We start from the raw sequence: 24,224 nt of genomic DNA, 5'->3' as shown, positions 1-24,224 counted from the left end.
CTGAGGTTCCGAACACAGTTCGGTATATCGAACCCACTCGACCGCCTCTGCGGGCCTTATCCCGGAAAGGACGGACCATGTCCTCCTCTGTCAGCAGGCGCCGGTTACTGCAAGCCGCCGGCGCCGCGACCATCGCCTCCGCCGCCTCCGCCCTCGGCGCCCCGCCCGCCCTGGCGGCGCAAGCCGCTGCCCGGGGCGACATCGGGGTCTCCGCGTACCCCTTCGACTTCGGGCAGGTGCGGCTGACCGCGAGCCGGTGGCTCGACAACCAGAACCGCACGCTGAACTACCTGCGCTTCGCCGACGTCGACCGGCTGCTCTACAACTTCCGGGCCAATCACCGGCTCTCCACCAACGGGGCCGCCTCCAACGGCGGCTGGGACGCGCCGGGGTTCCCCTTCCGCACCCACATGCAGGGGCACTTCCTCACCGCCTGGGCACACGCGTACGCGGTGACCGGGGACACGACCTGCCGGGACAAGGCGGAGTACATGGTCGCCGGGCTGGCCGCATGCCAGGCCAACAACGGGGCCGCCGGATTCAGCACCGGGTACCTGTGCGGCTTCCCCGAGTCCGACTTCACGGCGCTGGAGGACCGGACCCTGTCCAACGGCAACGTGCCGTACTACGTCATCCACAAAACCCTGGCCGGACTGCTGGACGTGTGGCGCCTCCTGGGCAGCACCCAGGCCCGGGACGTGCTGCTGAACCTCGCGGGGTGGGTCGACTGGCGCACCGGCCGGCTGAGCGGCGAACAGATGCAGGCCATGCTGGGGACCGAGTTCGGCGGCATGAACGCCGTGCTGACCGACCTCCACCTGCAGACCGCCGACTCGCGGTGGCTCACCGTCGCCCGGCGGTTCGACCACGCCGCGGTCTTCGACCCGCTGGCCCAGGGCCAGGACCGGCTCAGCGGGCTGCACGCCAACACCCAGGTGCCCAAGTGGATCGGCGCCGCCCTGGAGTACAAGGCCACGGGCACCACCCGCTACCGGGACATCGCCGTCAACGCCTGGAACTTCTGCGTCGGCTCACACACCTACGTCATCGGCGGCAACAGCCAGGCGGAGCACTTCCGCCCGCCGAACGCCATCGCCGGCTACCTCGACGAGGACACCTGCGAGAGCTGCAACACGTACAACATGCTCACGCTCACCCGGGAGCTGTTCACGCTGGACCCGGAGCGGGCCGAGCTCTTCGACTACTACGAGCGGGCCTGGCTGAACCAGATGATCGGCCAGCAGAACCCGGCCGACGACCACGGCCACATCACCTACTTCACCCCGCTCAACCCCGGCGGGAGACGCGGCGTGGGCCCGGCGTGGGGCGGCGGCACCTGGAGCACCGACTACAACAGCTTCTGGTGCTGCCAGGGCACGGGTCTGGAGATGCACACCAGGCTGGCGGACTCCGTCTACTTCCACAGCGACACGACGCTGATCGTGAACATGTACGTGCCCTCGGTGCTGGACTGGTCGCAGCGCGGCATCACGGTCACCCAGACCACGTCGTATCCGGTCGGCGACACCTCCACCCTGACCGTCACCGGCGACGCCGGCGGGACCTGGACGATGCGCGTGCGCATCCCGGCCTGGACCACCGGGGCGACCGTCAGCGTCAACGGCGCCGTGCAGGACATCGACGCCACGCCCGGCAGCTACGCCGAGCTGACCCGTTCCTGGGCCTCCGGCGACACCGTCACCGTCCGCCTGCCCATGCGGATCGTCATGCGCGAGGCCAACGACGATGCAAACGTCGCCGCCGTGACCTACGGACCGGTGGTGCTGTCCGGGGACTACGGCAACACCTCGCTCTCCTCACTGCCGTCGCTGGACACGTCGTCGATCACGCGGACGGGCGGCGACTCGCTCGCGTTCACGGCGACGGCCAACGGCTCGACCGTCGACCTGGGCCCCTTCTACGACGCACACGGCCACAACTACACCGTCTACTGGAACACGGGCGGCGGGAGCGGCAAGGACACCGTCCGGCTCGTCAACGCCGCCAGCGGCCTCGTCCTCGGCATCCAGGACATGTCCACCGCCGACGGCGGACGCGCCCTGCAGTGGCACGACTCGGGCACGGCGGACCACGACTGGGAGATGGTCCCCGACGGCGACGCGGTCCGCTTCCGCAACGCCCACAGCGGCAAGGTGCTCGGCGTCCAGGACATGTCCACGGCGGACGGCGCGGCCGTCCTGCAGTGGGCGGACAACGGCACCGCCGACCACAGGTGGACGATGGCCGACCAGGGGGACGGCACCTACGAGATCCGCAACGGGCACAGCGGGAAGCTGCTCGGCATCGAGGGCCACTCCACCGCCGTCGGCGCCTTCGCGGTCCAGGACGCGGACAACGGCACCGCCGACAACAGGTGGCGGGTGGTGCGCGACGACGAGTAGTGCGGCTCCCGTGCGGATCAGGGCGTGAGCACGACCTTCACCGCTCCGTCGGCCTTCTTCTGGAACATGTCGTACGCGTCGGGTGTGCGCTCCAGCGGCATGTGGTGGGTGGCGAACGAGTCGACGCCGAGGACGTCCTCGTCCTGAAGCAGCGGCAGGATGTCCGGTACCCAGCGGCGGACGTTGGCCTGCCCGAAGCGAAGCTGGATCTGCTTGTCGAAGATCTTCAGCAGCGGCATCGGGTCGGCCGCGCCGCCGTAGACGCCGGTGACCGAGACCGTGCCGCCGCGGCGCACCATGTCGAGCGCGGTGTAGAGGGCGGCCATCCGGTCCACACCGCCCTTCCCGGCCACCTGCTCCGCCAGCTTGCCGGGCAGCAGCCCGCCGATGGTCTGCATCAGCTTGCCCACGGGGCTCCCGTGCGCCTCCGCCCCGACCGCGTCGATGACGGCGTCGGGCCCGCGCCCCCGGGTGCGGTCACGGACGGCCGCCGCCACGTCCTTCTCCTCACGCAGATCGACCGTCTCGGCGCCGCGCTCACGGACGCGCCGCAGCCGCTCGTCGACCAGGTCGACGCCGATGACCTGTCCGGCGCCCCGGTGCAGTGCGATCCGGCAGCACATGTCGCCGATCGGGCCCAGCCCGAGGACCGCGACGCTTCCGCCCTCGGGGATGCCCGCGTACTCCACCGCCTGCCACGCGGTGGGCAGCACGTCGGAGAGGAACAGGTAGCGGTCGTCCGCCGGCCCCTCGGGCACCCGTACGGGACCGTAGTGTGCCTGCGGCACCCGCAGGTACTCGGCCTGTGCTCCGGGGACGGCGCCGTAGAGCTTGGTGTAGCCGAAGAGCGGGGCGCCCATGCCGTGCTCGCGCACCTGGGTCGTCTCGCACTGCGTCTGCAGCCCCTGCCGGCACATGGGACAGTCGCCGCAGGCGATCTGGAAGGGCACGACGACCCGGTCGCCCGGGGAGAGGTTCGTGACCTCGTCGCCGACCTCCTCGACCACGCCCATCGGCTCGTGCCCCAGGATGTCCCCGGGGGTCATGAACGGCGACAGGATCTCGTACACGTGCAGGTCGGAGCCGCACAGTCCGGTCGAGGTGATCCGTACGACCGCGTCGGTGGGATGCCGGAGGGACGGATCGGGAACCTCCTCGACCCGCACGTCCCGCTTGCCGTGCCATACGACAGCCTTCATTCGACTCACCTCCGCGGTCGGTACATGGGGCCCCGCCCGAGTACCCGTATCCGCGCCCGTGACCCGCGCACCCGCGAAAACGGCTGCCACGTGCCGTTGCGCCACCGATGGCCGTTCTGCCCCTCCGTGCCCACGGGGGCGCTTCTTGCCCGTTTGATGTCGCCCCGGGGGTGGCACACGATGGTGTGGTCCGACCGTACGAGCCGCAAGGAGGCACCATGCCGAGTGGATCCAGCCGCAAACGGGAGCGTCAGTACGAGCACGTCAAAGAGAGCGCGCAGAAGCGCGGGACCGGCACCAAGCGGGCGAAGGAGATCGCTGCCCGCACGGTGAACAAGGAGCGAGCCCGCACCGGAGAGGCGCGCACCGCGAGCCGTACGTCCACCAGGGACATCTCCTCCGGCAGGCGGGGCGGTCTGCGCTCCCACTCCGGCCCCGGGGGACCCACGTACGACCAGCTCTACGCCGAGGCCCGGCGCCGCAACATCCACGGGCGCTCGTCCATGAACAAGGCTCAGCTCAAGCGCAAGCTCGGGCGCTGAGAGCCGCGGCCGGGACTCCGGTCGTCACCCGCACGGCCGAGTGCGTGCGTCTTCGTGCCGGTAGTCCTCCGGCCCGCCGCCCGGCCCCGGTGCGCCCCGGCCGCCGGCGAACCGCCGCCGGGTGCTCTCTCCCGCTAGGGCCTGCACGACCGAAAGGGCGACTGCATGTCGACCAAAGTCTCCGACTACCTCCTCGAGCGCCTGCGCGCGTGGAAGGTCGAGCACGTCTTCTCCTATCCCGGTGACGGCATCAACGACCTCCTCGCCGCGTGGGGCCGGGCCGACAACGATCCCCGGTTCGTCCAGGCCCGGCACGAGGAGATGTCCGCTTTCCAGGCCGTCGGCTACGCCAAGTTCTCCGGCCGGGTCGGCGTGTGCGCGGCCACCTCGGGCCCCGGTGCGATTCACCTCCTCAACGGCCTTTACGACGCCAAACTCGACCACGTGCCCGTCGTCGCCCTCGTCGGCCAGACGAACCGCAGTGCCATGGGCGGGTCCTACCAGCAGGAGGTCGATCTCCTCAGCCTCTACAAGGACGTCGCCTCGGACTTCTGCGAGATGGTCACCGTCCCGGAGCAACTGCCCAACGTGCTCGACCGCGCCATGCGCACCGCCATCGCCCGCCGCACCGTGACCGCCCTCATCATCCCCGCCGACGTACAGGAACTCGACTACTCCGCTCCCGAGCACGCGTTCAAGATGGTGCCCTCCAGCCTGGACATGGCGAACTACGCCCCCGTCCCGGCCGATGCGGACCTCGCGCGCGCCGCGGAGTTGCTGAACGCGGGCGAGAAGGTCGCCGTCCTCGTCGGCCAGGGGGCGCGCAGCGCCCGGCGGGAGGTCATGGAGGTCGCCGACCGGCTGGGGGCCGGCGTGGCCAAGGCGCTTCTCGGCAAGGACGTGCTTGATGACGATCTTCCCTACGTCACCGGCGCGATCGGCCTGCTGGGCACACGGCCCTCGTACGAGCTGATGCGGGACTGCGACACGCTGCTGGTCATCGGCTCCAGCTTCCCCTACAGCCAGTTCCTCCCCGAGTACGACCAGGCGCGCGCGGTGCAGATCGACGTCGACCCGCACATGGTCGGGCTGCGCTATCCGTTCGAGGTCAACCTCGTCGGCGACGCCCGCGCGACGCTGCAGCGGCTCCTGCCGATGCTGCGGCAGGAGCAGGACGGCGACTGGCGCAGGACGATCGAGCAGAAGAACGCGCGCTGGTGGGAGGTCATGGAGCGGCGTGCCGCGGTCGAGGCCGACCCGATCAACCCCGAGTACGTGGTGCACAGCCTGAACGGCCTGCTGCCGGAGAACGTCATCCTCACCGCCGACTCCGGCTCGGCCGCCAACTGGTACGCCCGCCACCTGCGGCTGCGCGACGGCATGCGGGGGTCGTTGTCCGGCACCCTGGCCACCATGGGCCCCGGCGTCCCCTACGCGATCGGGGCGAAGTTCGCCCTCGGCGGGCGCCCCGCGATCGCCCTGGTCGGCGACGGTGCGATGCAGATGAACGGCCTCACCGAGCTGATCACGATCCAGAAGTACTGGCAGGACTGGGAAGACCCGCGGCTGATCGTGGCGGTGTTCAACAACCAGGATCTCAACCAGGTCACCTGGGAGATGCGCGCCATGAACGGCGCACCCCAGTTCCTGCCCTCGCAGTCCCTGCCCGACGTCGCGTACGCGGACTTCGCACGCTCCCTGGGCCTGGGCGGCATACGGGTGGAGAAGCCGGATGAGGTGCAGAGCGCCTGGGAGAGGGCCCTGGCCGCCGAACGGCCCTACGTCCTGGACTTCCGTACCGACCCGGCCGTGCCCCCCATCCCTCCGCACGCGTCCTTCGAGCAGATCGAGGCCGCCGCGGTGTCCGTGCTCAAGGGCGACAGCGACCGCGCCGCGATGGTCCGCCAGGGCGTCAAGTCCAAGGTCCAGGAGATGCTCCCGGGCGGCGGTCGCCGCGAGGACCCCGGCACCGGCCGGGAACAGTGACGCGCCGCGGTCGCGGGGTCCCCGGGATCGCCGGGAGTTCCCGCGACCGCGGCGACGCGCGGCTCACTCGCCGGGCGTGCCGCGCCGGCCGCCCCGGCGGAATCTCTTCATGGCTTCGCGCAGGGGGATGCGCAGGTCTTCGGGGACCGGCGTGCCTGTTGCGGTGGCGATGAGCGCTTCTGCGACCTGCCGCAGCGGGACGTTGGCGTGCTGGGAGGTCTCCAGCAGCACCTGCCAGGCTTCGTCCTCGTCGGCCCCCAGCAGGGCGATCAGCATGCCGCGTGCCTGGTCGACCAGCGGCCTGCTTTCGATGGCCTGTTTGAGCTGAGCGTTCTCCTCGCTCAGTTCGATCAGCCGTCGTGATACGTGGGCGAGCAGGTCGGAGGAGATCTCGTCGTCGTCGACTGCGTTTTCCACTTTTACGGCGAGGCGGCGGGTGGGAAGCCCGTCGGGAGAACTGGTCGGTGAAGATGGCATAACGACTCCCCTTCCCCGGCCTGGCACTTTCATGGCCCCAGGGGCCGGGGTGACGGGTGCTCCGCATATCTCCGGCGAGCACGGGCGAAGCGATCACCGGTGACCCGGCGCGTCGGCGGCGCCGCCTGCCCCCAGGGGCCCGGTCTGCCCGACCGGCCGGCCCTCCGTGCCGCTGAAACGCAGCCGCGCCCGGCGCGCGACCAGCGCGGGCCACGCGACCCGGCCGGCCTGGACGGCCCGCGTCCAGGAGGGAACGTAGACGGCGGTACGCCGGTGCTCGACGGCCCGCGCGAGGCGGGCGGCGGCCGCGTGGGCGGAGGAGACGTGGCGACCGGGGGGCGGGAGCAGGGTGCGTACCTCGCGCAGCGCGGGTACCTGGTCCGGCTGATCGATCATGTCGGTGCCGGTCCAGTGGAGATAGCCGATGCCCACCGTCATCCCGCGGTGCGCCGTCTCGGCGCGCAGGGCGTGCGCGAACGCCTCGACTCCTGCCTTGGCGGCGCAGTAGGCACTCATCAGGGGCATCCCGGCCAGCGCGGCGGTGGACGCGATCTGCAGGTAGTAGCCGTGGGTGAGCACAAGATCGGACTGGAAGGCGGCGGCGGTGTGTGCGCTGCCGGTGAGGTTCACGTCGATCACCCGGCGCCACGTTCCGAGGTCCGCCGTCTCGAACAGCCCGGCCTGCGCGATGCCCGCGTTGGCGACCACGACCGACGGGCGGCCCAGCCGGCCCCGTACCGCCCGCGCCGCGTCCCGCAGCGCGTCCGCGTCCGTGACGTCCACCTCGAAGGTGAGCGACGGCGTCGGCAGGGTGCTCGCCACCGCGTCCAGAGCCGTGCCCTCGTGGCCCAGCAGGGCGATGCGGGCACCGCGGCCGGCCAGTTCCCGGGCCAGGGCCGCGCCCACTCCCCGGGCCGCCCCGGTGATCACGACGGTACGGCCCGCCAGCGGACTCCGCCCGCGCGACCTGCCTGCGGCGGTCGGCCTCATCGCTGCCTCCTCATCGCCCCGGGGCCCGTCGCGGCGCCGAGAACCCTTCGTTCCCCAGACCGCCGTGGCCCGCGAAGAAACGCTGCACTGCCGTCAGCGCGGCCGGCGTCCGGCGCCGCAGCGCCGCCCGCGCGGCATTGGCGCCCGGGGCGCCGTGGACGCCGCCGCCGGGGTGGACGCCGGCGGAGGCGAGGAACAGCCCGGGCACGGGGGTCTCGGGCCGGCCGGTGCCCGGGCCCGGCCGGAAGAAGAGCTGCTGGTGCATGGCCGCCGTGCCGCCGTTGATCGCGCCGCCGTTCAGGTTGCGGTCGAGAGACTCCAGCGTCGGCGGCGCCAGGACCCGGCGGGCGCGTACGAGGTGGCGGAAGCCCGGCGCGAAGCGCTCGACCTGCCGCTCGACGCGGTCGGCCATGACCTCCTGGTCCCACCGGTTCCAGGTGCCGCGGACGCCCTCCTCGCCGGCGTCGGACCGGATATGCCGCGGGAGGTGGGTGTAGGCCCAGGCGGACTCGGTCCCGGCGGGGGAACGGGTGGCATCGGAGGCCGTCATCTGGCCGAAGAGCAGGAAGGGCCGGTCGGGCACCTGGCCCATGGCGAGCTGGGCGGCGAACCGGGTGAGTTCGTCCACGCCGTCGGCCAGGTGCACGGTGCCCGCGCCCACCGCCCCGGCGCACTGCCAGGGCACCGGCCCGTCGAGGGCCCAGTCCACCTTGAAGGTGGCGAAGTCCCACTGGAAACGGCGTACGTCCGCCAGGAGCTGCCGGGGCAGGTGCTCCGCGGCGACCAGCTCTCCGTACAGCGCGGGCACCGAGACGTCGGCGAGCACCGCGCGGGAGGCCGACGCGGGTTCGCCGTCCGCGGTACGCACCCCGACCGCCCTGCCGCCGCGTACCACGACCTCCGTCACGCGCCGTCCGCAGCGCACCGTGCCGCCGCGCCGCTCAAGCCGGGCGACCAGGGCGCGGGTAAGCTCACCGGACCCGCCGACCGGGACGGGGAAGCCGTACGACTGCCCGAGCATCGTCATCAGCCAGCCGAACCCGCCGCTGCCCGCGGCCTCGGGCGGCAGATCGGCGTGCAGCGCGTTGCCCGCCAGCAGGATCCGCCCGCCCTCGCCGCCGAACTCCTCCTCGCCGAACCGCCGCACGGGCAGCACCAGCCTGCGGGACAGGCGCAGCGCGCCCGCCGCACCGAGCCGGCGGGCCAGCCGCGCCGTCGCCCGGACGGGCGGGAAGGGGGTGAACAGCGCTGCCAGAATGTCCGGGCGGAGGTCCTCCCACAGGTCGTACAGACGCCGCCACGCCGCACCGTCCCCGGGGGCGAACGCGTCGAGTGACGCGGCGGTGGCCTCGGGCCTGCGGTCGAGCACGGCGCACCGGCCGTCGGTGAGGGGGTGGGCCACCACGCCGGGCGCGTGGCTCCAGCGCAGCCCGTACTCCTCCAGCCCGAGCCCGCGCAGGATCGGGGACGCGGCGGCCAGCGGGTAGAAGGAACTGAACACGTCGTGGACGAAGTCCGGGTGCACCCCCCGGTCGTGGCGCACCGCACCGCCGGGTACGGACTGCTCCTCCAGCACCGTCACGCTCCAGCCGGCATCCGCCAGCAGGTTGGCCGCCACCAGCCCGTTGGGGCCGGCCCCGACCACCACCGCGTCAGCCACGGGTCCCCGGCCGCCCGTTCGCCCGCGAGGACCCGGAGCCCGCCGCGACCGGGGCGGCGGACTCGGCTTCCGCCTCGCAGATGTGGGCCAGGCGGGCGAGCATCGCGCGGTGGCGAAGCTGGATCAGCGCCTCGGCTGCCGCGTTGTGCAGCGTGCCGGCCGCACCGCGCAGCGGGTGCTCGTCCACCGTGACCAGCGTGTACGAGCCCCATCGATGCACCTCCAGGGCGATGCGGGCCGTGCCCAGCGCGCCCGCGTGCGCCTCCAGCTCCAGCACGGAGCCCTCGACCGCGCGGCGGACGACGGTCTCGTTGGTGAAACGGAGCGGCCCCAGGCGGATCTCGTACCCGATCGCCGAAGCGACCTCCGGCCACTGTCCGCGCACCGGCTCGGACGACGCCGTGCCCACCACCCACTCGGCGTACCGGCCGCCGTCGGCGAGCACCCTCCACACCCGCTCCGGATCGACCTTGATCAATCGATGCCGCCGTGCCATATCCGCCTCCCGATGCTCCGCCGTGCCCGAGCCGGGCCTGCTGTCACCTCCGGGTTCCCCGATGAGGCGCGACGCAACATCGCTCCCGGAGACCCGCCCGGCACGCTTCGGGTCCGGTGGCGGCCCCGGGCGCCGGGGCCGCCGTGTCGTCACCGACCGGCGACGACACGCCCGGCAGGGGGTGACCGGCTCCCTCCGGGCAGCTCTGCGGAGGAACGCTCGGTGACCGTGGGACCGCGCCGGGCCACCTCCCGCCCCGGCCCGCCGCGCCGGCGTGGGCGTGCGCGGCGTCAGCGCGGATCGCCGACCTCGTCGATGAGGCCGCCCAGCGGGCCGAGGTCGAGACCGAGGTCGGCCCGTGAGATGCCGTGGCGTGCGCACAGTTCGTCCATCGCCTCGTCCAGGCGCAGCAGGGTCGTCCCGAGGCTTTCCTCCTGCTCGGCGCTGAGGCCGCCGGCCTCGAAGCGTCGCAGGGCCTGCCGCTCCATGAGCTGGCGCAGCAGCTCCACGACCGTCAGCACGAGGGCGGCGAGGTCGTGCTGCGCGGTCTCCGGGTCGAGGTCGAGCCGGCGGTCCGTCACGGCGCCTCCTCGCGGTACGCGGCCAGGGGCAGGCCGTCGTCCGGTCCCGGGGCCCCGGGTGCCGCCGTCCCGGCGGAGACGAGAAGTGCGTGCAGCCGGATACGGACCAGGTCGACGCCGGCGACGCCCAGGACGAGGTCGCCGGAGATGACGACGCCGGCGCCGAGGAGCCGGTCCAGCAGGTCGACCAGGCTCGTCGGCCGCGGGGCCACGGGCCCCGTGGCCGGATGCGGGGCGGGGGCCGGGGGCCGGGCGGGGGCCGTCACGGCGCCGTCCCCGGGGTGGCGAAGGAGTAGGGCGCCCAGGGGCCGTTGACCTCGACGCGGACGCCCGGAACGGACGACTCGTGTGCGCGCGTGACGAACTCCTGCTCGCGCTCACGGGCGACGAGGTACGAGACGTTGAGCACGTTCCTGCCGCCCCCTCCGCCGATCCCGCCGTGCTGCGGGCGCAGCGGCCGGTCCTCCTCGGCGACCCGGGAGAGCTGCGCGTGCAGCAGCCGGCACAGGCGCGCGGCGCGTACGAAGTCCTGCTCCTCGCGTTCCCGGCTGTGTATGCGGCGGCGCAGGTAGTCGCGGCCGGACGGGCGGGGTGAAGGCTGCTGCCGGGCGGCGGGCCGGGCCACCGTCGCGGGCTCTTCCAGATAGACCTTCACGCCCCACTCGGTGAGCCCGGCCAGCCGGCGCAGGGCGGCGTGGAGGCGGTCGTGGTCGTCGGCGAGCAGGCGCCGTACGCCGTCCTCGCCGCGGTAGACCACGGCCATCCGCAGCGGCAGCACCGCTCCCCGGGCCGAGACGGCGTCGACGACTCGCTGGTGGGCGCGCGCGGTGCGCTCCAGCCAGCCGATGTCCTCCAGGTGGGCGCGCAGCGGCTCCTCGTCGAAGTCCGCGGCCGGCACGGGACTCCACACACCCGCCAGCTCGCCGTGCTCCCTCAGGCGCACCGGTTCCCCGGCGACGCCCGGCAGCGGCGAAGGCACCCGGATGCCGCGGCCCGTGACGGCGTACAGGTAGGCGAGCCGTGTCATGTGCCCGCCTCCTCCCGGCCGCCGGCGGCCGCTTCGAGGGCGGCGATGCGCGTTTCCAGCCGCTCGTTGCGGGCCTGCAGCTCCTCCGTGTGCCGGCCGTCCTCGCGGCGGCGGGCGCGGGAGTTGAGCGCGGGGTCTTCCTCCCACCAGTCGATGCCCATCTCCTTGGCCTTGTCGACCGAAGCCACGACGAGCCGGAGCCTGACCGTGAGCAGCTCGATGTCGAGCAGGTCGATCTTGATGTCCCCGGCGATGACGATGCCCTTGTCGAGCACGCGCTCCAGGATGTCGGCGAGGCCGGCGCCGTTGCCGGCGGGGTAGGGCTCGGGCAGGCGGGACGCCGTGGTCATCGGCCGGCCCGCTCGTACTCGTCCTCGTACGCGTCCTCGTCCTCGTGTTCGGCCTCGTGGTCGTGTTCGGCCTCGTACGCCTCGTCTTCCGCCCCGGCTTCGGCGTCGGCCTCCGCGTCCTCGTACATGTCCTCCGGCGGCCCCTCGTCCGCGTACCGCGCACCGCTCTCGGCCGCCTCCTCGTCCTCGACCGCCTCCTCGTGGCTGCGCACGAGTTCGCCGTCGCGGATCTCACCGCGCCAGCCGCCGCTCGCCTCGCCCTGCATCGACAGGTGCCGGGCGAAGTGCTTGAGGTCGAGCCGCACCCGGCGGCCCTGGGCGCGCCAGATGTTGCCGGTCTTCTCGAACAGGCCGCTGGGGTAGTACTCGACGATCAGCAGCACGCGGGTGAGCGCGGGAGCCAGCTCGTGGAAGGAGACGACGCCCTTCGTGGTGCCCTTCGCGCCTTCCGAACTCCAGACGATGCGCTCGTCGGGGATCTGCTCGGTGGTGGTGCTCTTCCAGCTCCGGCTGGAGACGAAGATCTTCGCCTGCCATTCCGAGCCGGTGTCGCCGGTGGCCGAGGCGCTCTTCACGCCCTTGGCGAAGCGGCTGAACTCCTCGTACTGCGTCCACTGGTCGTACGCCTCGCGTACCGGGACGCCCACGTCGATCTGCTCGACGATCGTGGTCGGGCGGCTGCCGCCCTTCGCGGACCGCTTGCCGCCCCCGGTGAGCGCGCCGAGCTTGCCGAGCACACCGTCCTTGATCTTGCCCGCGCCCGCCTTCAGCGCCTTCTTGCCCAGCGAGCCGCCGCTCGGGAGCACGTCGCCGAGGCCGGGGCCGCGGCCCTCGGCGGCGTCGTTCAGCCGCGAGGTGGTCTCGCCCAGTCTGCGGCCGGCGTTCAGGGCGGCGTGCTGCAACTGCGCGGTGGCGTAGGACTGGAGGGCGGAGACCAGGCGTTCGGTCTGCGGACTGCCGGCCACCGTCTTCACCAGGGACGGGGTCTTCGCGTCAGTCACGGCGACCGCCTCCTCTCGTGCCCGCGGACGTGGCGCTGCCCGCCTTCTTCCCGGCGGACGAAGCCGTCCGCCGCGCGCCCGAAGCGGCCTTCTTCGCCGGCTTCGCCGCCGGCGCGGCCTTCCTGCGCGGCGCCTGTTTCCCGGCCGCCTTCTTCTTCGACGGCGCCGTACCGCGCCCTTCGGTGTCGTCCACGCTCCGTTCCGGGCGTTCGCCGTCCTCGTCCTGCTCGTCACGCGCGTCGTACGCGTCGGCCCCGCCGGCGTCGTCGTCGCGCTCGTCCCGACCGCCGGTCACCCGGTCCTGCAGACCGCGGGCACGCTCTTCGAGCCGGTCGGCGAGGCCGCCGACCCGGCGCTCCAGCAGGGCCCCCGTCGCCGCCTTGCCGACGCCGCCGAGGTCCTTGCGCAACTGGTCGCGCACCTGCTTCACCTGCGGGTTGTCGGTCAGCCGCGCGGTGAGCCGGGAGCCCGCCGCCTGCGGGCCGAGCGGCAGTTTCCTGCCCGCGGCGGCGCCGGCGAGCGTCAGCGCGAGTTTGGCCTTTCTGGTACGTCCCAACACGTAGCCGGCGCACACTCCCAGCGCCAGCGGAAGCCGATTCGTCATAGCTCTGTCCGTCCTGTCTCGTCGAGGTACCGGACGGGCGACTGCTCCAGCCTGTCGAGCAGCTCGTCCTCCCTCCGGCCGAATTCCTCCTGGTCGATGTCCCCGGCGTCCAGCCGGGCCTCCAGCGCGGCCAGTTCCCGCTGGATCTCGCCGGGGTCGTAGTACCGGCGTTCCGCCTCGGCGGACACCTGGCGCAGCACCCACAGCGGGCCGCGTACCGGGGCCGCGGGCAGCTTCAGCAGTTCGCTCAGCAGGCCCACGGTCACTCCCGGCCGGTAAGGGCCGCGCCCCGTCCGGCATGCCGCCCCGCCGGCACCGGCTCGGCGGCTGCGAAGCTGTACGGCGGCAGCGGCCCGTACGCGCGCACGTCGAGGTGTGCCTCGGTCACGTCCAGCCGGTCCAGCGCCTCGTTGAAGCCGCCGACCTTGTCGTCGGGGACGAGAAACGAGATGTTCGCCAGCCACGCGTCGCTGCCGGGCCCGGGGCTCGCCCCGTCGGCGTACGGCTCCAGCGCCCGCTCGATCCGCCGGGCGTCGACGGCCTGCCGTGCCCGCACCGCCTCGGCGATCAACTCGCCGAACCGCACGCGCTCCCGGTAGTCGCCGTCGCCCCGTGCGCGCCGCGCCTCGTTGAGGGCGTGCAGCTCCGGCTCCTCGGCCAGCACCAGGCGCACCACTTCCTCCTCGCGGTGGGCCGCCTTGACGTTGAACTCCTGGTGGCCCTCCAGAGCGCCGAGCCGTTCGCGGAAGTGCTCGGCGCGCTCGGCCAGCACCCGCCGCACGGAGTCCTCGTCCTGCGCCAGGCAGCCGAAGCGCAGCGGCAGCACACTCCCCGCGGCGCCTGCGGCGATCAGCACCTCCTGATGGGCCATCAGATCACGGCGGCGCGGGCGGAGATCAGCGGGTGCCTCGCTGACCAGCGCGGCCAGCGCGCCCTCTCGGACGGAGCGCACGGTGCCCGGCGGTTCGCCGACGCCCGGGACCCGCTCCGGCGGCGGCGCCTGGTCCGCGGGCACGAATCCGTACACGTAGATGCTCATCCGTCCGTCTCCTTCCTGCGGCCGGCGGTGCGCCGGGCGGGCTTGGCACGCTCACCGGCCGGTTCGCCGCTGCGCTCACCCGAGCGTTCATCCGCGCGCTCGCGGCCCCGGGAGAACGACTCCGACAGGGTCTCGGCGGCACCGGCCAGCGCGCCCTTCGTCTTGGCGCTGGCACCGCTCTCCACGGTGCTGTCGAGGATCTCCGGCAGGCCCTTGCTCTTGTTCGGCCCTGCCTCCAGGTCCAGCCGGTTCGCGGCCTCGGCGAACCTCAGGTAGGTGTCGACGCTGGCGACGACCACACGGACGTCGATCTTCAGCAGCTCGATCCCGACCAGCGAGACGCGCACGAACGCATCGATCACCAGCCCGCGGTCGAGCACCAGTTCCAGGACGTCGTAGAGCCCCGAACCGGAACGACCACCGCCGGTCTGCTGCGCCGGTACCACGGTCATGTTCGCTGTCCTTCCGTCGCGTGTCGGCCGCTCCCGTCCGGCCGGCCCGTCATGCGGGATCCGGCCGGCCGCGCTCGTAACGGCGGATGCGCCGGTAGCCCGTGACGCTTCCGCCGGAGTCGGTGCCGACCTCATAGGTGGCGAGCAGGCTTGTGGTGTCCGGAACGCGCGGCACCTCCACCACTTCGAGATGCAGGGTCCAGCCGTCGTCGCCGTTCCGGCTCAGCGAGCTGACGGCCTCCGGCGTCATCCCCGTGAGCTCGACGAACCCCTCGCGCACGGCAGCCGCCAGGGCCGCCGGCCGGACCGCACCGCGGTCGTCGCCGGAACCTGTCTCGTCCTTGCCGTCTCTTTTCGCACTCATGACCCGCTCCGTGTGACCCCCTGGGCGGCGGTCAAACCTCGCCCCGTGCGACGGACTCGGGCTCAGGCGGGGCGGACGGCCGGATGTCGCTCCCCTGTCCGGGGGTACGCGGACGGTCCTGCGAACGGGTGATGCGGCCCGTCAACGCACGGTCACCGACGATCAACCGGATAGGACGGAGCCATGGACCACTCGCGCGCGCCAGTTCTCGAAGCACTCGGCCGCTACCACCGCGACAGCCTGCTCCCCTTCACCCCGCCAGGCCACAAGCAGGCGCGCGGCGCGGATCCCGAGGTGCGCGACGTGCTGGGGGACGCCGTGTTCGCCTCCGATGTGCTGGCGATCAGCGGGCTGGACGACAGGCGTGCCTCGGGCGGCGTGCTGCTCGAGGCCGAGCGGCTGATGGCCGACGCCGTACGGGCCGAGCACACCTTCTTCTCCACCTGCGGCAGCTCGCTGTCGGTCAAGGCGGCGATGCTGGCGGTGGCGGGCCCGCACGAGGAACTGCTGGTGGGCCGGGACGCGCACAAGTCCGTGGTCTCCGGGCTCATCCTCTCCGGGCTGCGGCCGGTGTGGGTCGAGCCGTGCTTCGACGAGGAGCGGCACCTGGCGCATCCGCCGTCCCCGGCGGCGTACGAGCGGGCCTTCGCCGAGCACCCCGACGCCCGCGGTGCCCTGGTGACCAGCCCGACGCCGTACGGCTCGTGCGCCGACCTGGCGGCGCTGGCGGACATCTGCCACCGCCGCGGGCGCCCGCTGCTGGTGGACGAGGCGTGGGGCGCCCACCTCCCCTTCTCCGACCGGCTGCCGACCTGGGCGATGGACGCGGGCGCGGACGTGTGCGTGACGAGCATTCACAAGATGGGCAGCGGTCTGGAGCAGGGCTCGGTGTTCCACCTGCGGGGCGATCTCATCGACCCGGCGGTCCTGGGGTCCCGCGCCGACCTGCTGGGCACCACCAGCCCGTCGGTCCTCATCTACGCCGGCCTGGACGGCTGGCGCCGGCAGATGGCCCGGCGCGGGCCCCGGCTCCTCGGCCGTGCGCTGGACCTGGCCGCGACCGTCCGCACGCGGATCGAGGAGATTCCCGGCCTCCACGTGGACGGCCGCCCGGAGTACGTCGGCACCGGTCTCGCCGCTGACCTGGACCCGCTGCCCGTCGTCGTCGACCTGGCCGGCCTGGGCATCTCGGGCTACGCCGCGGCCGACTGGCTGCGCCGGCACCACCGGCTCAACACCCACCTCGCGGACCACCGCCGCATCAGCACCCAACTCACCCACGCCGACGACGAGTCGACCACCACAGCCCTGCTGCAAGCGCTGCGGGACCTCGCCGCGCACGCCGCGGAACTCCGCCCGCCGGCGCCCGTCACCGTGCCTCCCGCGGCCGAACTGCGCCTGGAACAGACCTGCCTGCCGCGCGACGCCTACTTCGGTGCCGTCGCGGACGTACCGCTCGCCGAGGCCGCGGGCCGGGTGGCGGCCGAGATGCTCACGCCCTACCCGCCGGGGATCCCCGTCGCCCTGCCCGGGGAACGGCTGAACAGCGCGGTACTGGACTATCTGGCCGGCGGGATCCGCGCCGGCATGTACGTCCCGGACGCCGCCGACCCCCGGCTGCGGACGGTCCGGGTGCTCGCCGGCGACCGGCCCGCGCCCGCCGGCTGACCCGGCGGACGGTGTCTGGACTGCCCGCTGCCGGGTACCGGGACGGTCCGGCTCGACGGCACCGGGCCGTCGAGCCCGTAGCCGAAGGAGACAGCCATGACCGACCAGCAGGTTCACGAGATCATGACCGCGGCCCCGGTCGCGGTGGGCACGGGCACCGCGGTACCCGAGGTCGCCCGCAGGATGCGCGACGACGACATCGGCGCCGTCCTCGTCACCGAGGGTGACAAGCTGCGCGGGGTGGTCACCGACCGCGACCTCGTCGTACGGGTCCTCGCCTCGGGCCGGGACCCCGGCCGCACCCCCGTCGCCGACGCGTGCAGCCAGGGGCCGGTCAGCGTCGGGCCCGGCGAACGGGTGGACCGCGCGGTCGAGTTGATGCGTGAGCACGCGCTGCGCCGGCTGCCGGTCGTCGACGACGGCGGCGGCCTCCTCGGGGTCGTCTCGCTGGGAGACGTGGCCGTGGAACGCGACCCCTTGTCCGCCCTGAGCGACATCAGCATGGCGACGCCCAACAACTGACCCGCCCCGCGCCGGGCGCCGCCGCGGCAGCGCCGCGGGGCCGGACCCGTCGCCGCCGGGTACGGCCCCGTTCCGGGTCGTCGGCGGGAATGCCGCGTTGGTCTTCCAGCGGTGGAGGGGCCCGCGGCTGCTCGCCGGCCACGCGACAGCCGGGCGGCGGCCGCGCCGTCACCGTGACCCCGCGCGCGCTCAGCGTTCGAGCAGGGTGCCGAGCGGCCCGAGGTCGAGGTTCAGGTCGTCGCGGGTCAGCCCGTGCTGCGCGCAGAGCTCGTCCATACGTGCGTCGAGCAGCATCAGAGTCGTACCGATCCGTTCCACCTGCTCGTCGGTGAGGTCGTCCTGATCGCAGCGGCGAAGCGCCTGCCGCTCCATGAGCTGGCGGAGCAGTTCGACGACGGTCAGAACGAGGGAGACCAGGTCGCGGCCGACCTGGTCGGGGTCGAGATCCAGCCGGCCGGCCGCCGGCCCGCGGGCCGGCGGGTGCGAGGTCACCGTCACAGCGGACCACCGTCTCCCCACGGCGCGGGCACACGCTCGTTGACGGACGACAGCAGCGCGTGCAGGGAGACCCGTACCAGCGGCACCTCCGCGATCGCCAGTACGAGGTCGCCGCTGACCACGATGCCGGTGCTGAGCACGCGGTCGAGCAGATCCACCAGCGGTACCCCGATGGGTGCGCCGCTCTCCGGCCCCTCCCAGGGGACGATCTCGCCGACGTGTTCACCGACCGGCATCGGTCACCCCTTCGTCCACGAACGAGTACGGCACCCACGGGCCGGTCAGCTCGATCTCGACGTCCCGGCACCGCGGACTCCGCCGCAGCCGCCGTACGGTGGCGACGACCTCACCGGCGCGCGTCTCGGCGACGAGATAGGCGGCGTTCAACAGATGCGCGCCGCGACCGGGGGTGAGGTGGGTGTCATGCGGACGCAGCCGCCGCCCGGCGACGGCGAGATCGGCGAAGGCCCGCTCCACCACCTCGGCGGCCCGCAGACCGGCCTCCTGCCGTCGCTCCCGCTCATGCCGTACACCGCGCAGCCTGTCCAGATACGCGTGACCGGGGCGGCGGGCCGGCACGTCCTCGCGGTCCGCGCGTTCCGGCGGGTGCCCGTCGGTCGCGGCGGGGCGCTCGGCCGGCCGCGCATAGACCTTCACGCCCCACTCCGCCCGGCCGGTGATGCGGCGGAGGGCGGCGGTCAAGCGGTCACGGTCGGCGCGGAGCGCGGTCGCGGCCCGCGCGTCGCCACGGTAGATCGTCGCCAGCGGGAAGGGGAGGACCGGTGCGGCGGCGGCCGCGGCGGCGATGACCTCGTGGTGGGCGCGAGCGCAGCGTTCCAGCTCCGTACGGTCCGTCAGCCGCTCGCGCAGGGCGTCCTCGCCGAACTCCGCGGCCGGCACGTCCTGCACCACGGCCGTGAGCTCGCCGAACCGCAGCAGCCGTACGGGCCTGCCGGGCGCCTGCCCGGGAAGTGCGGCCAGGGCGGCCCCGTCACCGCCGCGGCAGACGGCGTAGACATACGTGGCGGTTGCGGCGGGTGCGTCCGGCGGGGCCGTCGCACGTACCGTCCCGGTCATCAGTGGTGCCCCTTCCGTACGGCCTTCCAGCCCTCCCGTTCGCGCGGGTGTGGGGCGCCGTTCGCGCCCGCCTCCAGCTCCGCGATTCGCTCGCGCAGTCGCTGGTTCTCCTCCTCGACCGCCTCACGATGGGCGCGGGTGGAGAGCGCCGGGTCGGTCTCCCACCAGTTGATGCCGGCCTTCTTCGCCGTCTCGACGGACGCGACGAACAGGCGGAGGCGGATGGTCAGCAACTCGATGTCGAGCAGGTCGATCTTGATGTCTCCGGCGATGACGATGCCCTTGTCGAGCACGCGCTCCAGGATGTCGGCCAGGTTGGCCGGTCCCGAGGGGGTGGAGGGAGAGTGGGAGAGGGGTCGATCAGCGGTGCGGTCCGTCACGCCCGTCGGCCCCCTCGCCGCCGCTGGCGGCCCTCGTCCTCCTCGTCGTCTTCATCCTCTTCCTCTTCCTCATCCTCTTCCTCATCCTCTTCCTCATCCTCTTCGTCCTCCTCGTCCTCCTCGTCCTCCTCGTCTTCGTAGTCCTCGTCCTCGTCCTCGTCGCCCTCGTCTTCTTCCTCGTCTTCCTCGTCCTCGTCCTCGTCCTCGTACGACTCCTCGTCGTCCTCCCCCTCGTCCTGCTCTCTTTCCTCCTCCTCCAAAGCCTCCTCGTGGCTGCGGACGACCTCCCCGTCGCGGATCTCACCGCGCCAGCCCTCCGCGTCCTCCGACTGGAGCGTGACGTAGCGCTGGAAGTGCTTGAGGTCGAGCCGGAGCCGCCGGCCCTGGGCGCGCCAGATGTTGCCGGTCTTCTCGACGAACCCGGACGGGTAGTACTCGACGACCACGGTGACACGCGTCAACTCGTCGTCCAGGCGGTGGAAGCTCACGGCACCGCTGGTCGTCCCCTTCGAGCCCTCGGACGACCACACGATCCGCTGGTCCGGAACCTGCTCCGAGACGGTCGCGTCGTAGGTGCGGCTGGAGGGCCAGACGCGCACCTTCCAGGTGGACTTGGTCTCGTCCTCCTCGTCCCGGGTGACGTTGCTGACGCCGTTCATGAAGCCGCCGAACTCCTCGAACTGCGTGAAGTGGTCGTAGACCACGCGCAGCGGCCGCCCGATGTCGACGTGCTCGATGATGTTGATCGCTTTGAGGTCGCCCGGCTTGCTCCCGCCGTCCTCAGCGCCGAGGGCTTCCTTCGCCTTGCCCGTGACCTTGTCCTTGGCCTCCTTGGCCTTCTCGACGGTCAGTGCCTTGACGGGATTCTCGCCCTTGGCGGCGCGGGCGGCGGTCTCGGCGAGGGGACCGCCGCCGCGCGCGAGTTTGCCGGGGTCGGCGAGGTCGGTGAGCTTGTCGGTGGCCTTACCGACCGCGTGCTTACCGAGGGCCCCCAGGTAGTCCTTGACTCCGGCGCGCAACTGCTCCAGCGGCGTGGAGGCGGGACCGTCGTCTGTGTCGGGGCTCTTGCGCTGTGGTGTCATGACCGCTACCTCCTGCGCGGCCGGTCGGCCGACTTCTTGCCGGTGTTCTTGCCCGCGCCCTTCTCGGTGCCCTGGGTCTTTCTCCTCGCGGTGCCGCGGCTGCCGTCGCCGTCGTCCCCGCCGTCGCGGGAGGGGCCCTTCTTCCGTGGCCCGGCCGCGGCGGAGCCGGCCTTGCGCTCCTGCTCCCTACGGCCCGGGGGCCGCCGTTTCGCGGCGGGGGCACGCCGGTCGCGCTCCTCGCCCTCCTCGCCCTCTTCGCCCTCTTCGCCCTCTTCGCCCTCCTCGCCCTCCTCGCCCTCGGTTTCAGGCGTGCCGCGCTCTGCCCCCAGCACGCCCAGGCGGTCCGTACGCTCGCGAAGGGAGTCGGTGAGGGACGTGATCCGGCGGTCGACGAGCGAGCTGACCGCGGTCCGGGCCGCCGTCATCATCTGGTCCTTGACCTGGCCGGACAGCCCGTCGACCGGGGATTTCTCGGTGATCTTCCCGGCCCCCTTCTGCAGCAGGTCCCGGGGCGTGAGGCGGCCCCCCGCGACGATGGCGGCGAGGGTGAGTGCGGCTTTGGCCTTCTTCGTCCTGCCGAGGAGGTAGCCTCCGGCGACTCCGGCGAGCATGGTCTTCTTGCAACTGTCCGTCATGACCCACTTCCTGAACTCGGAGGGTTGTCGGAATCGCCGGGATTTCCGGGAATGCCGGGCGTCACCGGGAGGGTGGTGCCGGACTGCTCCAGCAGGTCGAGGAGGCGCTCCTCCTCGCGTTCGAACTCCTCCTCGCCGAGCTCCCCCGCCTCGTACGCCCGGTTCAGCTCGGCAAGCTGAGCCCGCAGCGTGTCCGGGTCGTACAGTTCGCGGTCCGCGACGTCGAGCAGCCGGTTCGCCACCCACTCCACGCCCCGCACCGGTGCCAGCGGCAGAAGCAGCATTCCGCTCAGCAGACCCATGTCAGCCCCTCACCGCCGTACGGCCCGGGGCGGCACCGGCGGCGGCACGGCTCCCCTCCCGGGGGACGAAGCTGTAGCAGGGCAGCGGGCCCGTCAGCCTCAGCTCCACCCGGTCCCCCAGCTCGGCCGCCCTCCGGTCGACCAGCTCTCTGCACCGTTCCGCGTGCGCGCGCGGCACGAGAAAGGAGGTGTTGAGCACGCACCCGGGGACTTCGGCGCCCTGGACACACTCGTCGGCGAGGTCCGCCAGTTCCTGCGCGACGCGGCCGGCGGCCTCAGCGGCGCGCCGGCGGAGACCCTCGGCGATCGCCGAGCCGAGTCGTACGTTGCCCTCGTAGGACGGCCGGCCGCGCACGTCCGCGGCCAGCCGCCGCACCGCGGCGTCGTCCCGGACGAGGGCTTGCACGCCACCCTGTGCCGGCATCGCCTTGAGGTTCATCTCGGTGCGGCGCTCCAGCCGCCGCAGGGTCGCGAGGTGCGCCGAAGCCTCCGCGTCGAGGGCACGTCGCACGCTCTCCGCGCCGTCGGTGACCGTCCCGAACCGCATCGGCAGCACGGGGGCCACCGCGCACAGGGACAGCAGCAGATCCTGGTGGCCGGTCAGATCGCGCCTGCGCGCCCGCAGATCGGGGGGCACATCGCTGACGACCGCCGCCAGCTCGCCCGCGGGCAGCAGCCGGACCGGGGCCGGCGGCCTGCCCACGCCGCGGAGGCCGGGTGGCAGTACCAGACCGGCCTCGACGACGGCGTACACGTAGAGCGGAGAGGGCGCCACCGCTCACGCCGCCCTGGAGCGCCGGCTCGAACGGCCGGAGGATGTCGAGGCGGTCTTCCTGGCCGACTTGGAGCGGGTGCCCGATCCGCGCTTGCGCGGCGGGGCCTCCTCCCTCTCCTCCTCGTCCTCCCCGTCCTCGTCCTCGTCGTCGTCCACGCCGATCGCCTCCTTGACCTGGCTGCCGATGGCCTTGACCGTCTTCTTGGCGCCGCCCGCGACAGCACCGCCGGTGGACATGCCGGAGAAGAGGTCGGGGAGACTCCTGGTGGAGGGGTCGTCGTTGAGATCGAGGCGGTTGCAGATCTCGGCGAAGCGGAGGTAGGTGTCGACGCTGGCGACCACGATGCGAGCGTCGATCTTGAGAATCTCGATGCCCACGAGCGACACCCGGACAAAGATGTCGATGACCATGCCGCGGTCGAGGATCAGCTCGAGGACGTCGTAGAGGGTTCCGGCGCGCGGGACGCAGACCGCGGCCTCGGCGTACGTGGTGGTGGTCGTCGGCATAGGCTCTTCCTCTTTCAGGGGGCGACGTAGATGCCGTCGGTCGTCCCGCCGCCGCGCCGGTAGCGCCTGATTCGCTCGTACTCGACGAGGCGGCCCCCGCTGTCGAGTTCCACCGAGTAGGTCGCCAGCAGACTGGTGGTATCCGGGATCCGCGGTACCTCGAGCACGTCCACGTTCACCCGCCAGCCCTTTTCTGCGCGGCGCACGGCCGACACGCCCTCGGTCCGGTGGCCGATGAGGCGCGCCAGACTGCGGCGCGCACGACGGGCGGCGTCCTCGGGCCCCTCGACCGCGTCGGCGGTCTCGGATGCGGAGGATCGCTTCGAGGGGGACTTCGTGGCGGGACGGGCCCGCCGATCACTTTGCTCGGACACATGCTCAGTCTCGTGCGGTGGTGTCGTTCCCGCACGTGGCGATGGTCCATCCGGGAACGGAGAGCGGCCGGGTAGGCGCCGGTGGGACCACGGAGCGACAGCGTGCCCGGCCCGCAACCGAACCGGGCCGGGCACGCTGCGGAGCCCGAAGGAAGCGGGGAAAGGCTCAGGCGGTCGCGCGGTCAGGGCACCAGCACGATCTTGCCGAGGGTGTGGCGGCGTTCGAGTTCCCGGTAGGCATCACGCACCTGCTCCAGAGGGTAGGTACGGGCGATGGGCAGGTCGAGGTCGCCGTCGGCGATCCGGCCGCCCAGCTCCGCCAGCACGTCGGCACTGGCCCCCTGGGCGTTGGCGTCGGTCCGGGTGCCGTAGCGCTGGGCGTCGGGGTAGTTGATGATGGTATCCACCCGCTCGGGCCGGATGCCCAGGTCCTCGACGGCCATCCGGACGTAGTCGGCGCCGAACGTGTCGATGAACGCGTTCGGGGCTCCGTTCGGCGCGGCCTGGCGGACGCGCTCGGCGGCGCCCTCGCCGTATGCGACCGGGGTGATGCCGTGCGCGGCCAGCCAGTCGTGGTGGTGCGGGCCGGCCAGGCCGATCACCGAGGCGCCGGCGTCGCGGGCCAGTTGCGCGGCGAGCGTGCCCACACCGCCGGACGCGCCGGCGACCACGACGGTGTCGCCCGGAGCGGCACCCACCGCCCGCACCGCGGCGTAGGCGGTGGTGCCGGCGACGGGGAGGGCTCCGGCGGCCTCCCACGGGACGCCCGGGGGCCGGAGCGTGATGTTGGCGGCCGGTACCGCGACGTACTGGGCGTGGCTGGCGCGGTCGTCGGAGTACCCGATGACCTCGTCCCCCACTGCGACGTTCCGTACCTGCTCGCCGCGTTCCTCGACCACACCGGCCAGGTCACTGCCCTGACCGGAGGGGAAAGTCGCCGGCCACAGCGCGTCCAGCAGGCCCTCCCGGATCGCGCTTTCCCCCGGGTTGATTCCGGCGGCCCGCACCCGGACCAGTACCTCGTCCGGGCCGGGGACCGGGCGCTCGACGTCCACGACCCGCAGGACGTCCACATCACCGTAGTCATCGAACCTCACCGCTCGGGGCATGTCGGACTCCCTCGGTCAGCGACGGTCGTTATGCGTACACATGTCCGCATATGGCCACTATGAGCCGACGGCGCCGGAGTGCACCACCCGGCGGCCACCGCCCGCTGTCCGTTCACCCGATCGGC

31 protein-coding genes are annotated in these 24,224 nt (G+C 72.8%); 5 read left to right on the top strand and 26 right to left on the bottom strand.

Translation table 11 applies throughout. The annotated features are described in order from the left end of the window. The first annotated feature begins 77 nt into the window (after positions 1-77). Entirely contained in the window at positions 78-2,402 is a 2,325-nt protein-coding gene (locus I003_RS0130035; protein WP_027774806.1) for a beta-L-arabinofuranosidase domain-containing protein, read from the top strand. Positions 2,403-2,419: 17 nt separating this feature from the next. Here the strand turns inward: I003_RS0130035 and I003_RS0130030 are convergent, their stop codons facing one another. Then, the gene (locus I003_RS0130030; RefSeq protein ID WP_027774805.1) at positions 2,420-3,601 is read right to left on the bottom strand and encodes a zinc-dependent alcohol dehydrogenase; all 1,182 of its coding nucleotides are present in this window, start codon (positions 3,599-3,601) and stop codon (positions 2,420-2,422) included. 218 nt (positions 3,602-3,819) lie between these two features. On the opposite strand from I003_RS0130030, the gene I003_RS0130025 reads away from it, so the two are divergent. Both I003_RS0130025 and I003_RS0130020 read left to right on the top strand, forming a co-directional pair. Continuing rightward, positions 3,820-4,143 (top strand): hypothetical protein, encoded by a 324-nt coding sequence (locus tag I003_RS0130025; RefSeq protein ID WP_027774804.1) that lies wholly within the window; start codon positions 3,820-3,822, stop codon positions 4,141-4,143. A gap of 165 nt (positions 4,144-4,308) precedes the next feature. Further along, complete coding sequence (locus I003_RS0130020; protein WP_027774803.1) at positions 4,309-6,129, top strand: thiamine pyrophosphate-requiring protein; 1,821 nt, start codon at positions 4,309-4,311, stop codon at positions 6,127-6,129. A gap of 63 nt (positions 6,130-6,192) precedes the next feature. On the opposite strand, the gene I003_RS0130015 is transcribed toward I003_RS0130020, so the two are convergent. From I003_RS0130015 to gvpO (I003_RS0129950), 14 genes are all read right to left on the bottom strand, one after another. After that, positions 6,193-6,546: an ANTAR domain-containing protein gene (locus tag I003_RS0130015; protein WP_027774802.1), complete on the bottom strand. Its 354-nt coding sequence runs from the start codon at positions 6,544-6,546 to the stop codon at positions 6,193-6,195. A gap of 153 nt (positions 6,547-6,699) precedes the next feature. Continuing rightward, on the bottom strand, positions 6,700-7,596 hold the full coding sequence (locus tag I003_RS0130010; RefSeq protein ID WP_051368655.1) for a short-chain dehydrogenase/reductase: 897 nt from the start codon (positions 7,594-7,596) through the stop codon (positions 6,700-6,702). 10 nt (positions 7,597-7,606) lie between these two features. Beyond that, entirely contained in the window at positions 7,607-9,256 is a 1,650-nt protein-coding gene (locus tag I003_RS0130005; RefSeq protein WP_027774800.1) for a phytoene desaturase family protein, read from the bottom strand. Beyond that, the gene (locus I003_RS0130000) at positions 9,249-9,752 is read right to left on the bottom strand and encodes an SRPBCC family protein (protein ID WP_027774799.1); all 504 of its coding nucleotides are present in this window, start codon (positions 9,750-9,752) and stop codon (positions 9,249-9,251) included. The genes I003_RS0130005 and I003_RS0130000 overlap by 8 nt, the downstream gene beginning before the upstream one ends. A 290-nt stretch (positions 9,753-10,042) precedes the next feature. Beyond that, positions 10,043-10,333 carry a gas vesicle protein K gene (locus I003_RS0129995; protein WP_027774798.1) on the bottom strand — a complete coding sequence of 97 codons (291 nt, stop codon included), beginning with the start codon at positions 10,331-10,333 and terminating at the stop codon, positions 10,043-10,045. Further along, the gene (locus I003_RS0129990; RefSeq protein ID WP_078564582.1) at positions 10,330-10,599 is read right to left on the bottom strand and encodes a gas vesicle protein; all 270 of its coding nucleotides are present in this window, start codon (positions 10,597-10,599) and stop codon (positions 10,330-10,332) included. Before I003_RS0129990 ends, I003_RS0129995 begins: the two co-directional genes overlap by 4 nt. Continuing rightward, positions 10,596-11,360, bottom strand: coding sequence for a GvpL/GvpF family gas vesicle protein (locus tag I003_RS0129985; RefSeq protein WP_027774796.1), 765 nt, complete (start codon positions 11,358-11,360; stop codon positions 10,596-10,598). The genes I003_RS0129990 and I003_RS0129985 overlap by 4 nt, the downstream gene beginning before the upstream one ends. Continuing rightward, positions 11,357-11,710: a gas vesicle protein gene (locus tag I003_RS0129980; protein WP_027774795.1), complete on the bottom strand. Its 354-nt coding sequence runs from the start codon at positions 11,708-11,710 to the stop codon at positions 11,357-11,359. The genes I003_RS0129985 and I003_RS0129980 overlap by 4 nt, the downstream gene beginning before the upstream one ends. Continuing rightward, entirely contained in the window at positions 11,707-12,711 is a 1,005-nt protein-coding gene (locus I003_RS0129975) for an SRPBCC family protein (protein WP_027774794.1), read from the bottom strand. The genes I003_RS0129980 and I003_RS0129975 overlap by 4 nt, the downstream gene beginning before the upstream one ends. After that, complete coding sequence (locus I003_RS0129970) at positions 12,704-13,315, bottom strand: hypothetical protein (protein ID WP_027774793.1); 612 nt, start codon at positions 13,313-13,315, stop codon at positions 12,704-12,706. Before I003_RS0129970 ends, I003_RS0129975 begins: the two co-directional genes overlap by 8 nt. Further along, positions 13,312-13,575 (bottom strand): gas vesicle protein GvpG, encoded by a 264-nt coding sequence (locus tag I003_RS0129965; RefSeq protein ID WP_027774792.1) that lies wholly within the window; start codon positions 13,573-13,575, stop codon positions 13,312-13,314. The genes I003_RS0129970 and I003_RS0129965 overlap by 4 nt, the downstream gene beginning before the upstream one ends. A 2-nt stretch (positions 13,576-13,577) precedes the next feature. After that, positions 13,578-14,354, bottom strand: a complete 777-nt coding sequence (locus I003_RS0129960; protein ID WP_027774791.1) for a GvpL/GvpF family gas vesicle protein — start codon at positions 14,352-14,354, stop codon at positions 13,578-13,580. Continuing rightward, positions 14,351-14,806: a gas vesicle structural protein GvpA gene (locus tag I003_RS0129955; protein ID WP_027774790.1), complete on the bottom strand. Its 456-nt coding sequence runs from the start codon at positions 14,804-14,806 to the stop codon at positions 14,351-14,353. The genes I003_RS0129960 and I003_RS0129955 overlap by 4 nt, the downstream gene beginning before the upstream one ends. Positions 14,807-14,855: 49 nt before the next feature. Beyond that, positions 14,856-15,170, bottom strand: coding sequence for a gas vesicle protein GvpO (gene gvpO / locus I003_RS0129950; RefSeq protein WP_027774789.1), 315 nt, complete (start codon positions 15,168-15,170; stop codon positions 14,856-14,858). A 183-nt stretch (positions 15,171-15,353) separates the two neighbouring features. On the opposite strand from gvpO (I003_RS0129950), the gene I003_RS0129945 reads away from it, so the two are divergent. Next, the gene (locus I003_RS0129945; RefSeq protein WP_027774788.1) at positions 15,354-16,838 is read left to right on the top strand and encodes an Orn/Lys/Arg family decarboxylase; all 1,485 of its coding nucleotides are present in this window, start codon (positions 15,354-15,356) and stop codon (positions 16,836-16,838) included. A gap of 96 nt (positions 16,839-16,934) precedes the next feature. Beyond that, on the top strand, positions 16,935-17,360 hold the full coding sequence (locus I003_RS0129940; RefSeq protein WP_027774787.1) for a CBS domain-containing protein: 426 nt from the start codon (positions 16,935-16,937) through the stop codon (positions 17,358-17,360). Between the two features lie 189 nt (positions 17,361-17,549). On the opposite strand, the gene I003_RS0129935 is transcribed toward I003_RS0129940, so the two are convergent. The 11 genes from I003_RS0129935 to I003_RS0129885 form a co-directional block, all read right to left on the bottom strand. Then, on the bottom strand, positions 17,550-17,858 hold the full coding sequence (locus I003_RS0129935) for a gas vesicle protein K (RefSeq protein WP_037722272.1): 309 nt from the start codon (positions 17,856-17,858) through the stop codon (positions 17,550-17,552). After that, complete coding sequence (locus I003_RS0129930) at positions 17,855-18,094, bottom strand: gas vesicle protein (RefSeq protein WP_027774785.1); 240 nt, start codon at positions 18,092-18,094, stop codon at positions 17,855-17,857. Before I003_RS0129930 ends, I003_RS0129935 begins: the two co-directional genes overlap by 4 nt. Next, positions 18,081-18,935: a GvpL/GvpF family gas vesicle protein gene (locus I003_RS0129925; protein WP_027774784.1), complete on the bottom strand. Its 855-nt coding sequence runs from the start codon at positions 18,933-18,935 to the stop codon at positions 18,081-18,083. The genes I003_RS0129930 and I003_RS0129925 overlap by 14 nt, the downstream gene beginning before the upstream one ends. After that, positions 18,935-19,315: a gas vesicle protein gene (locus I003_RS0129920; protein WP_027774783.1), complete on the bottom strand. Its 381-nt coding sequence runs from the start codon at positions 19,313-19,315 to the stop codon at positions 18,935-18,937. Before I003_RS0129920 ends, I003_RS0129925 begins: the two co-directional genes overlap by 1 nt. Then, a complete protein-coding gene (locus tag I003_RS0129915) occupies positions 19,312-20,397 on the bottom strand; it encodes an SRPBCC family protein (RefSeq protein ID WP_027774782.1) in 1,086 nt (361 codons plus the stop codon). Before I003_RS0129915 ends, I003_RS0129920 begins: the two co-directional genes overlap by 4 nt. A 5-nt stretch (positions 20,398-20,402) precedes the next feature. Next, on the bottom strand, positions 20,403-21,032 hold the full coding sequence (locus I003_RS0129910; protein ID WP_486584473.1) for a hypothetical protein: 630 nt from the start codon (positions 21,030-21,032) through the stop codon (positions 20,403-20,405). Then, positions 21,029-21,334 (bottom strand): gas vesicle protein GvpG, encoded by a 306-nt coding sequence (locus I003_RS33985; protein ID WP_051368653.1) that lies wholly within the window; start codon positions 21,332-21,334, stop codon positions 21,029-21,031. Before I003_RS33985 ends, I003_RS0129910 begins: the two co-directional genes overlap by 4 nt. 1 nt (position 21,335) lies before the next feature. Next, positions 21,336-22,109: a GvpL/GvpF family gas vesicle protein gene (locus I003_RS0129900; protein ID WP_027774780.1), complete on the bottom strand. Its 774-nt coding sequence runs from the start codon at positions 22,107-22,109 to the stop codon at positions 21,336-21,338. 3 nt (positions 22,110-22,112) lie between these two features. Further along, the gene (gene gvpJ, locus I003_RS0129895; protein ID WP_027774779.1) at positions 22,113-22,616 is read right to left on the bottom strand and encodes a gas vesicle protein GvpJ; all 504 of its coding nucleotides are present in this window, start codon (positions 22,614-22,616) and stop codon (positions 22,113-22,115) included. Positions 22,617-22,630: 14 nt separating this feature from the next. Next, the gene (gene gvpO / locus I003_RS33980; RefSeq protein ID WP_051368651.1) at positions 22,631-22,990 is read right to left on the bottom strand and encodes a gas vesicle protein GvpO; all 360 of its coding nucleotides are present in this window, start codon (positions 22,988-22,990) and stop codon (positions 22,631-22,633) included. 182 nt (positions 22,991-23,172) lie between these two features. Further along, positions 23,173-24,099, bottom strand: a complete 927-nt coding sequence (locus I003_RS0129885; RefSeq protein ID WP_027774778.1) for an NADP-dependent oxidoreductase — start codon at positions 24,097-24,099, stop codon at positions 23,173-23,175. Positions 24,100-24,224 lie beyond the last annotated feature (125 nt).

The organism is Streptomyces sp. CNQ329, assembly GCF_000482585.1.
The sequence above is the reverse complement of the archived record's forward strand: the minus strand, read 5'-3'. Positions and strand labels throughout refer to the sequence as shown.

Excerpts from the sequence above, each read along its gene's own strand:
- I003_RS0130035 (WP_027774806.1), top strand. The coding sequence starts at position 78 with ATGTCCTCCTCTGTCAGCAGGCGCCGGTTACTGCAAGCCGCCGGCGCC.
- I003_RS0130030 (WP_027774805.1), bottom strand. The coding sequence starts at position 3,601 with ATGAAGGCTGTCGTATGGCACGGCAAGCGGGACGTGCGGGTCGAGGAG.
- I003_RS0130025 (WP_027774804.1), top strand. The coding sequence starts at position 3,820 with ATGCCGAGTGGATCCAGCCGCAAACGGGAGCGTCAGTACGAGCACGTC.
- I003_RS0130020 (WP_027774803.1), top strand. The coding sequence starts at position 4,309 with ATGTCGACCAAAGTCTCCGACTACCTCCTCGAGCGCCTGCGCGCGTGG.
- I003_RS0130010 (WP_051368655.1), bottom strand. The coding sequence starts at position 7,596 with ATGAGGCCGACCGCCGCAGGCAGGTCGCGCGGGCGGAGTCCGCTGGCG.
- I003_RS0130000 (WP_027774799.1), bottom strand. The coding sequence starts at position 9,752 with ATGGCACGGCGGCATCGATTGATCAAGGTCGATCCGGAGCGGGTGTGG.
- I003_RS0129985 (WP_027774796.1), bottom strand. The coding sequence starts at position 11,360 with ATGACACGGCTCGCCTACCTGTACGCCGTCACGGGCCGCGGCATCCGG.
- I003_RS0129980 (WP_027774795.1), bottom strand. The coding sequence starts at position 11,710 with ATGACCACGGCGTCCCGCCTGCCCGAGCCCTACCCCGCCGGCAACGGC.
- I003_RS0129970 (WP_027774793.1), bottom strand. The coding sequence starts at position 13,315 with ATGACGAATCGGCTTCCGCTGGCGCTGGGAGTGTGCGCCGGCTACGTG.
- I003_RS0129960 (WP_027774791.1), bottom strand. The coding sequence starts at position 14,354 with ATGAGCATCTACGTGTACGGATTCGTGCCCGCGGACCAGGCGCCGCCG.
- I003_RS0129955 (WP_027774790.1), bottom strand. The coding sequence starts at position 14,806 with ATGACCGTGGTACCGGCGCAGCAGACCGGCGGTGGTCGTTCCGGTTCG.
- gvpO (WP_027774789.1), bottom strand. The coding sequence starts at position 15,170 with ATGAGTGCGAAAAGAGACGGCAAGGACGAGACAGGTTCCGGCGACGAC.
- I003_RS0129945 (WP_027774788.1), top strand. The coding sequence starts at position 15,354 with ATGGACCACTCGCGCGCGCCAGTTCTCGAAGCACTCGGCCGCTACCAC.
- I003_RS0129940 (WP_027774787.1), top strand. The coding sequence starts at position 16,935 with ATGACCGACCAGCAGGTTCACGAGATCATGACCGCGGCCCCGGTCGCG.
- I003_RS0129930 (WP_027774785.1), bottom strand. The coding sequence starts at position 18,094 with ATGCCGGTCGGTGAACACGTCGGCGAGATCGTCCCCTGGGAGGGGCCG.
- I003_RS0129925 (WP_027774784.1), bottom strand. The coding sequence starts at position 18,935 with ATGACCGGGACGGTACGTGCGACGGCCCCGCCGGACGCACCCGCCGCA.
- I003_RS0129915 (WP_027774782.1), bottom strand. The coding sequence starts at position 20,397 with ATGACACCACAGCGCAAGAGCCCCGACACAGACGACGGTCCCGCCTCC.
- I003_RS0129910 (WP_486584473.1), bottom strand. The coding sequence starts at position 21,032 with ATGACGGACAGTTGCAAGAAGACCATGCTCGCCGGAGTCGCCGGAGGC.
- I003_RS33985 (WP_051368653.1), bottom strand. The coding sequence starts at position 21,334 with ATGGGTCTGCTGAGCGGAATGCTGCTTCTGCCGCTGGCACCGGTGCGG.
- gvpJ (WP_027774779.1), bottom strand. The coding sequence starts at position 22,616 with ATGCCGACGACCACCACCACGTACGCCGAGGCCGCGGTCTGCGTCCCG.
- I003_RS0129885 (WP_027774778.1), bottom strand. The coding sequence starts at position 24,099 with ATGCCCCGAGCGGTGAGGTTCGATGACTACGGTGATGTGGACGTCCTG.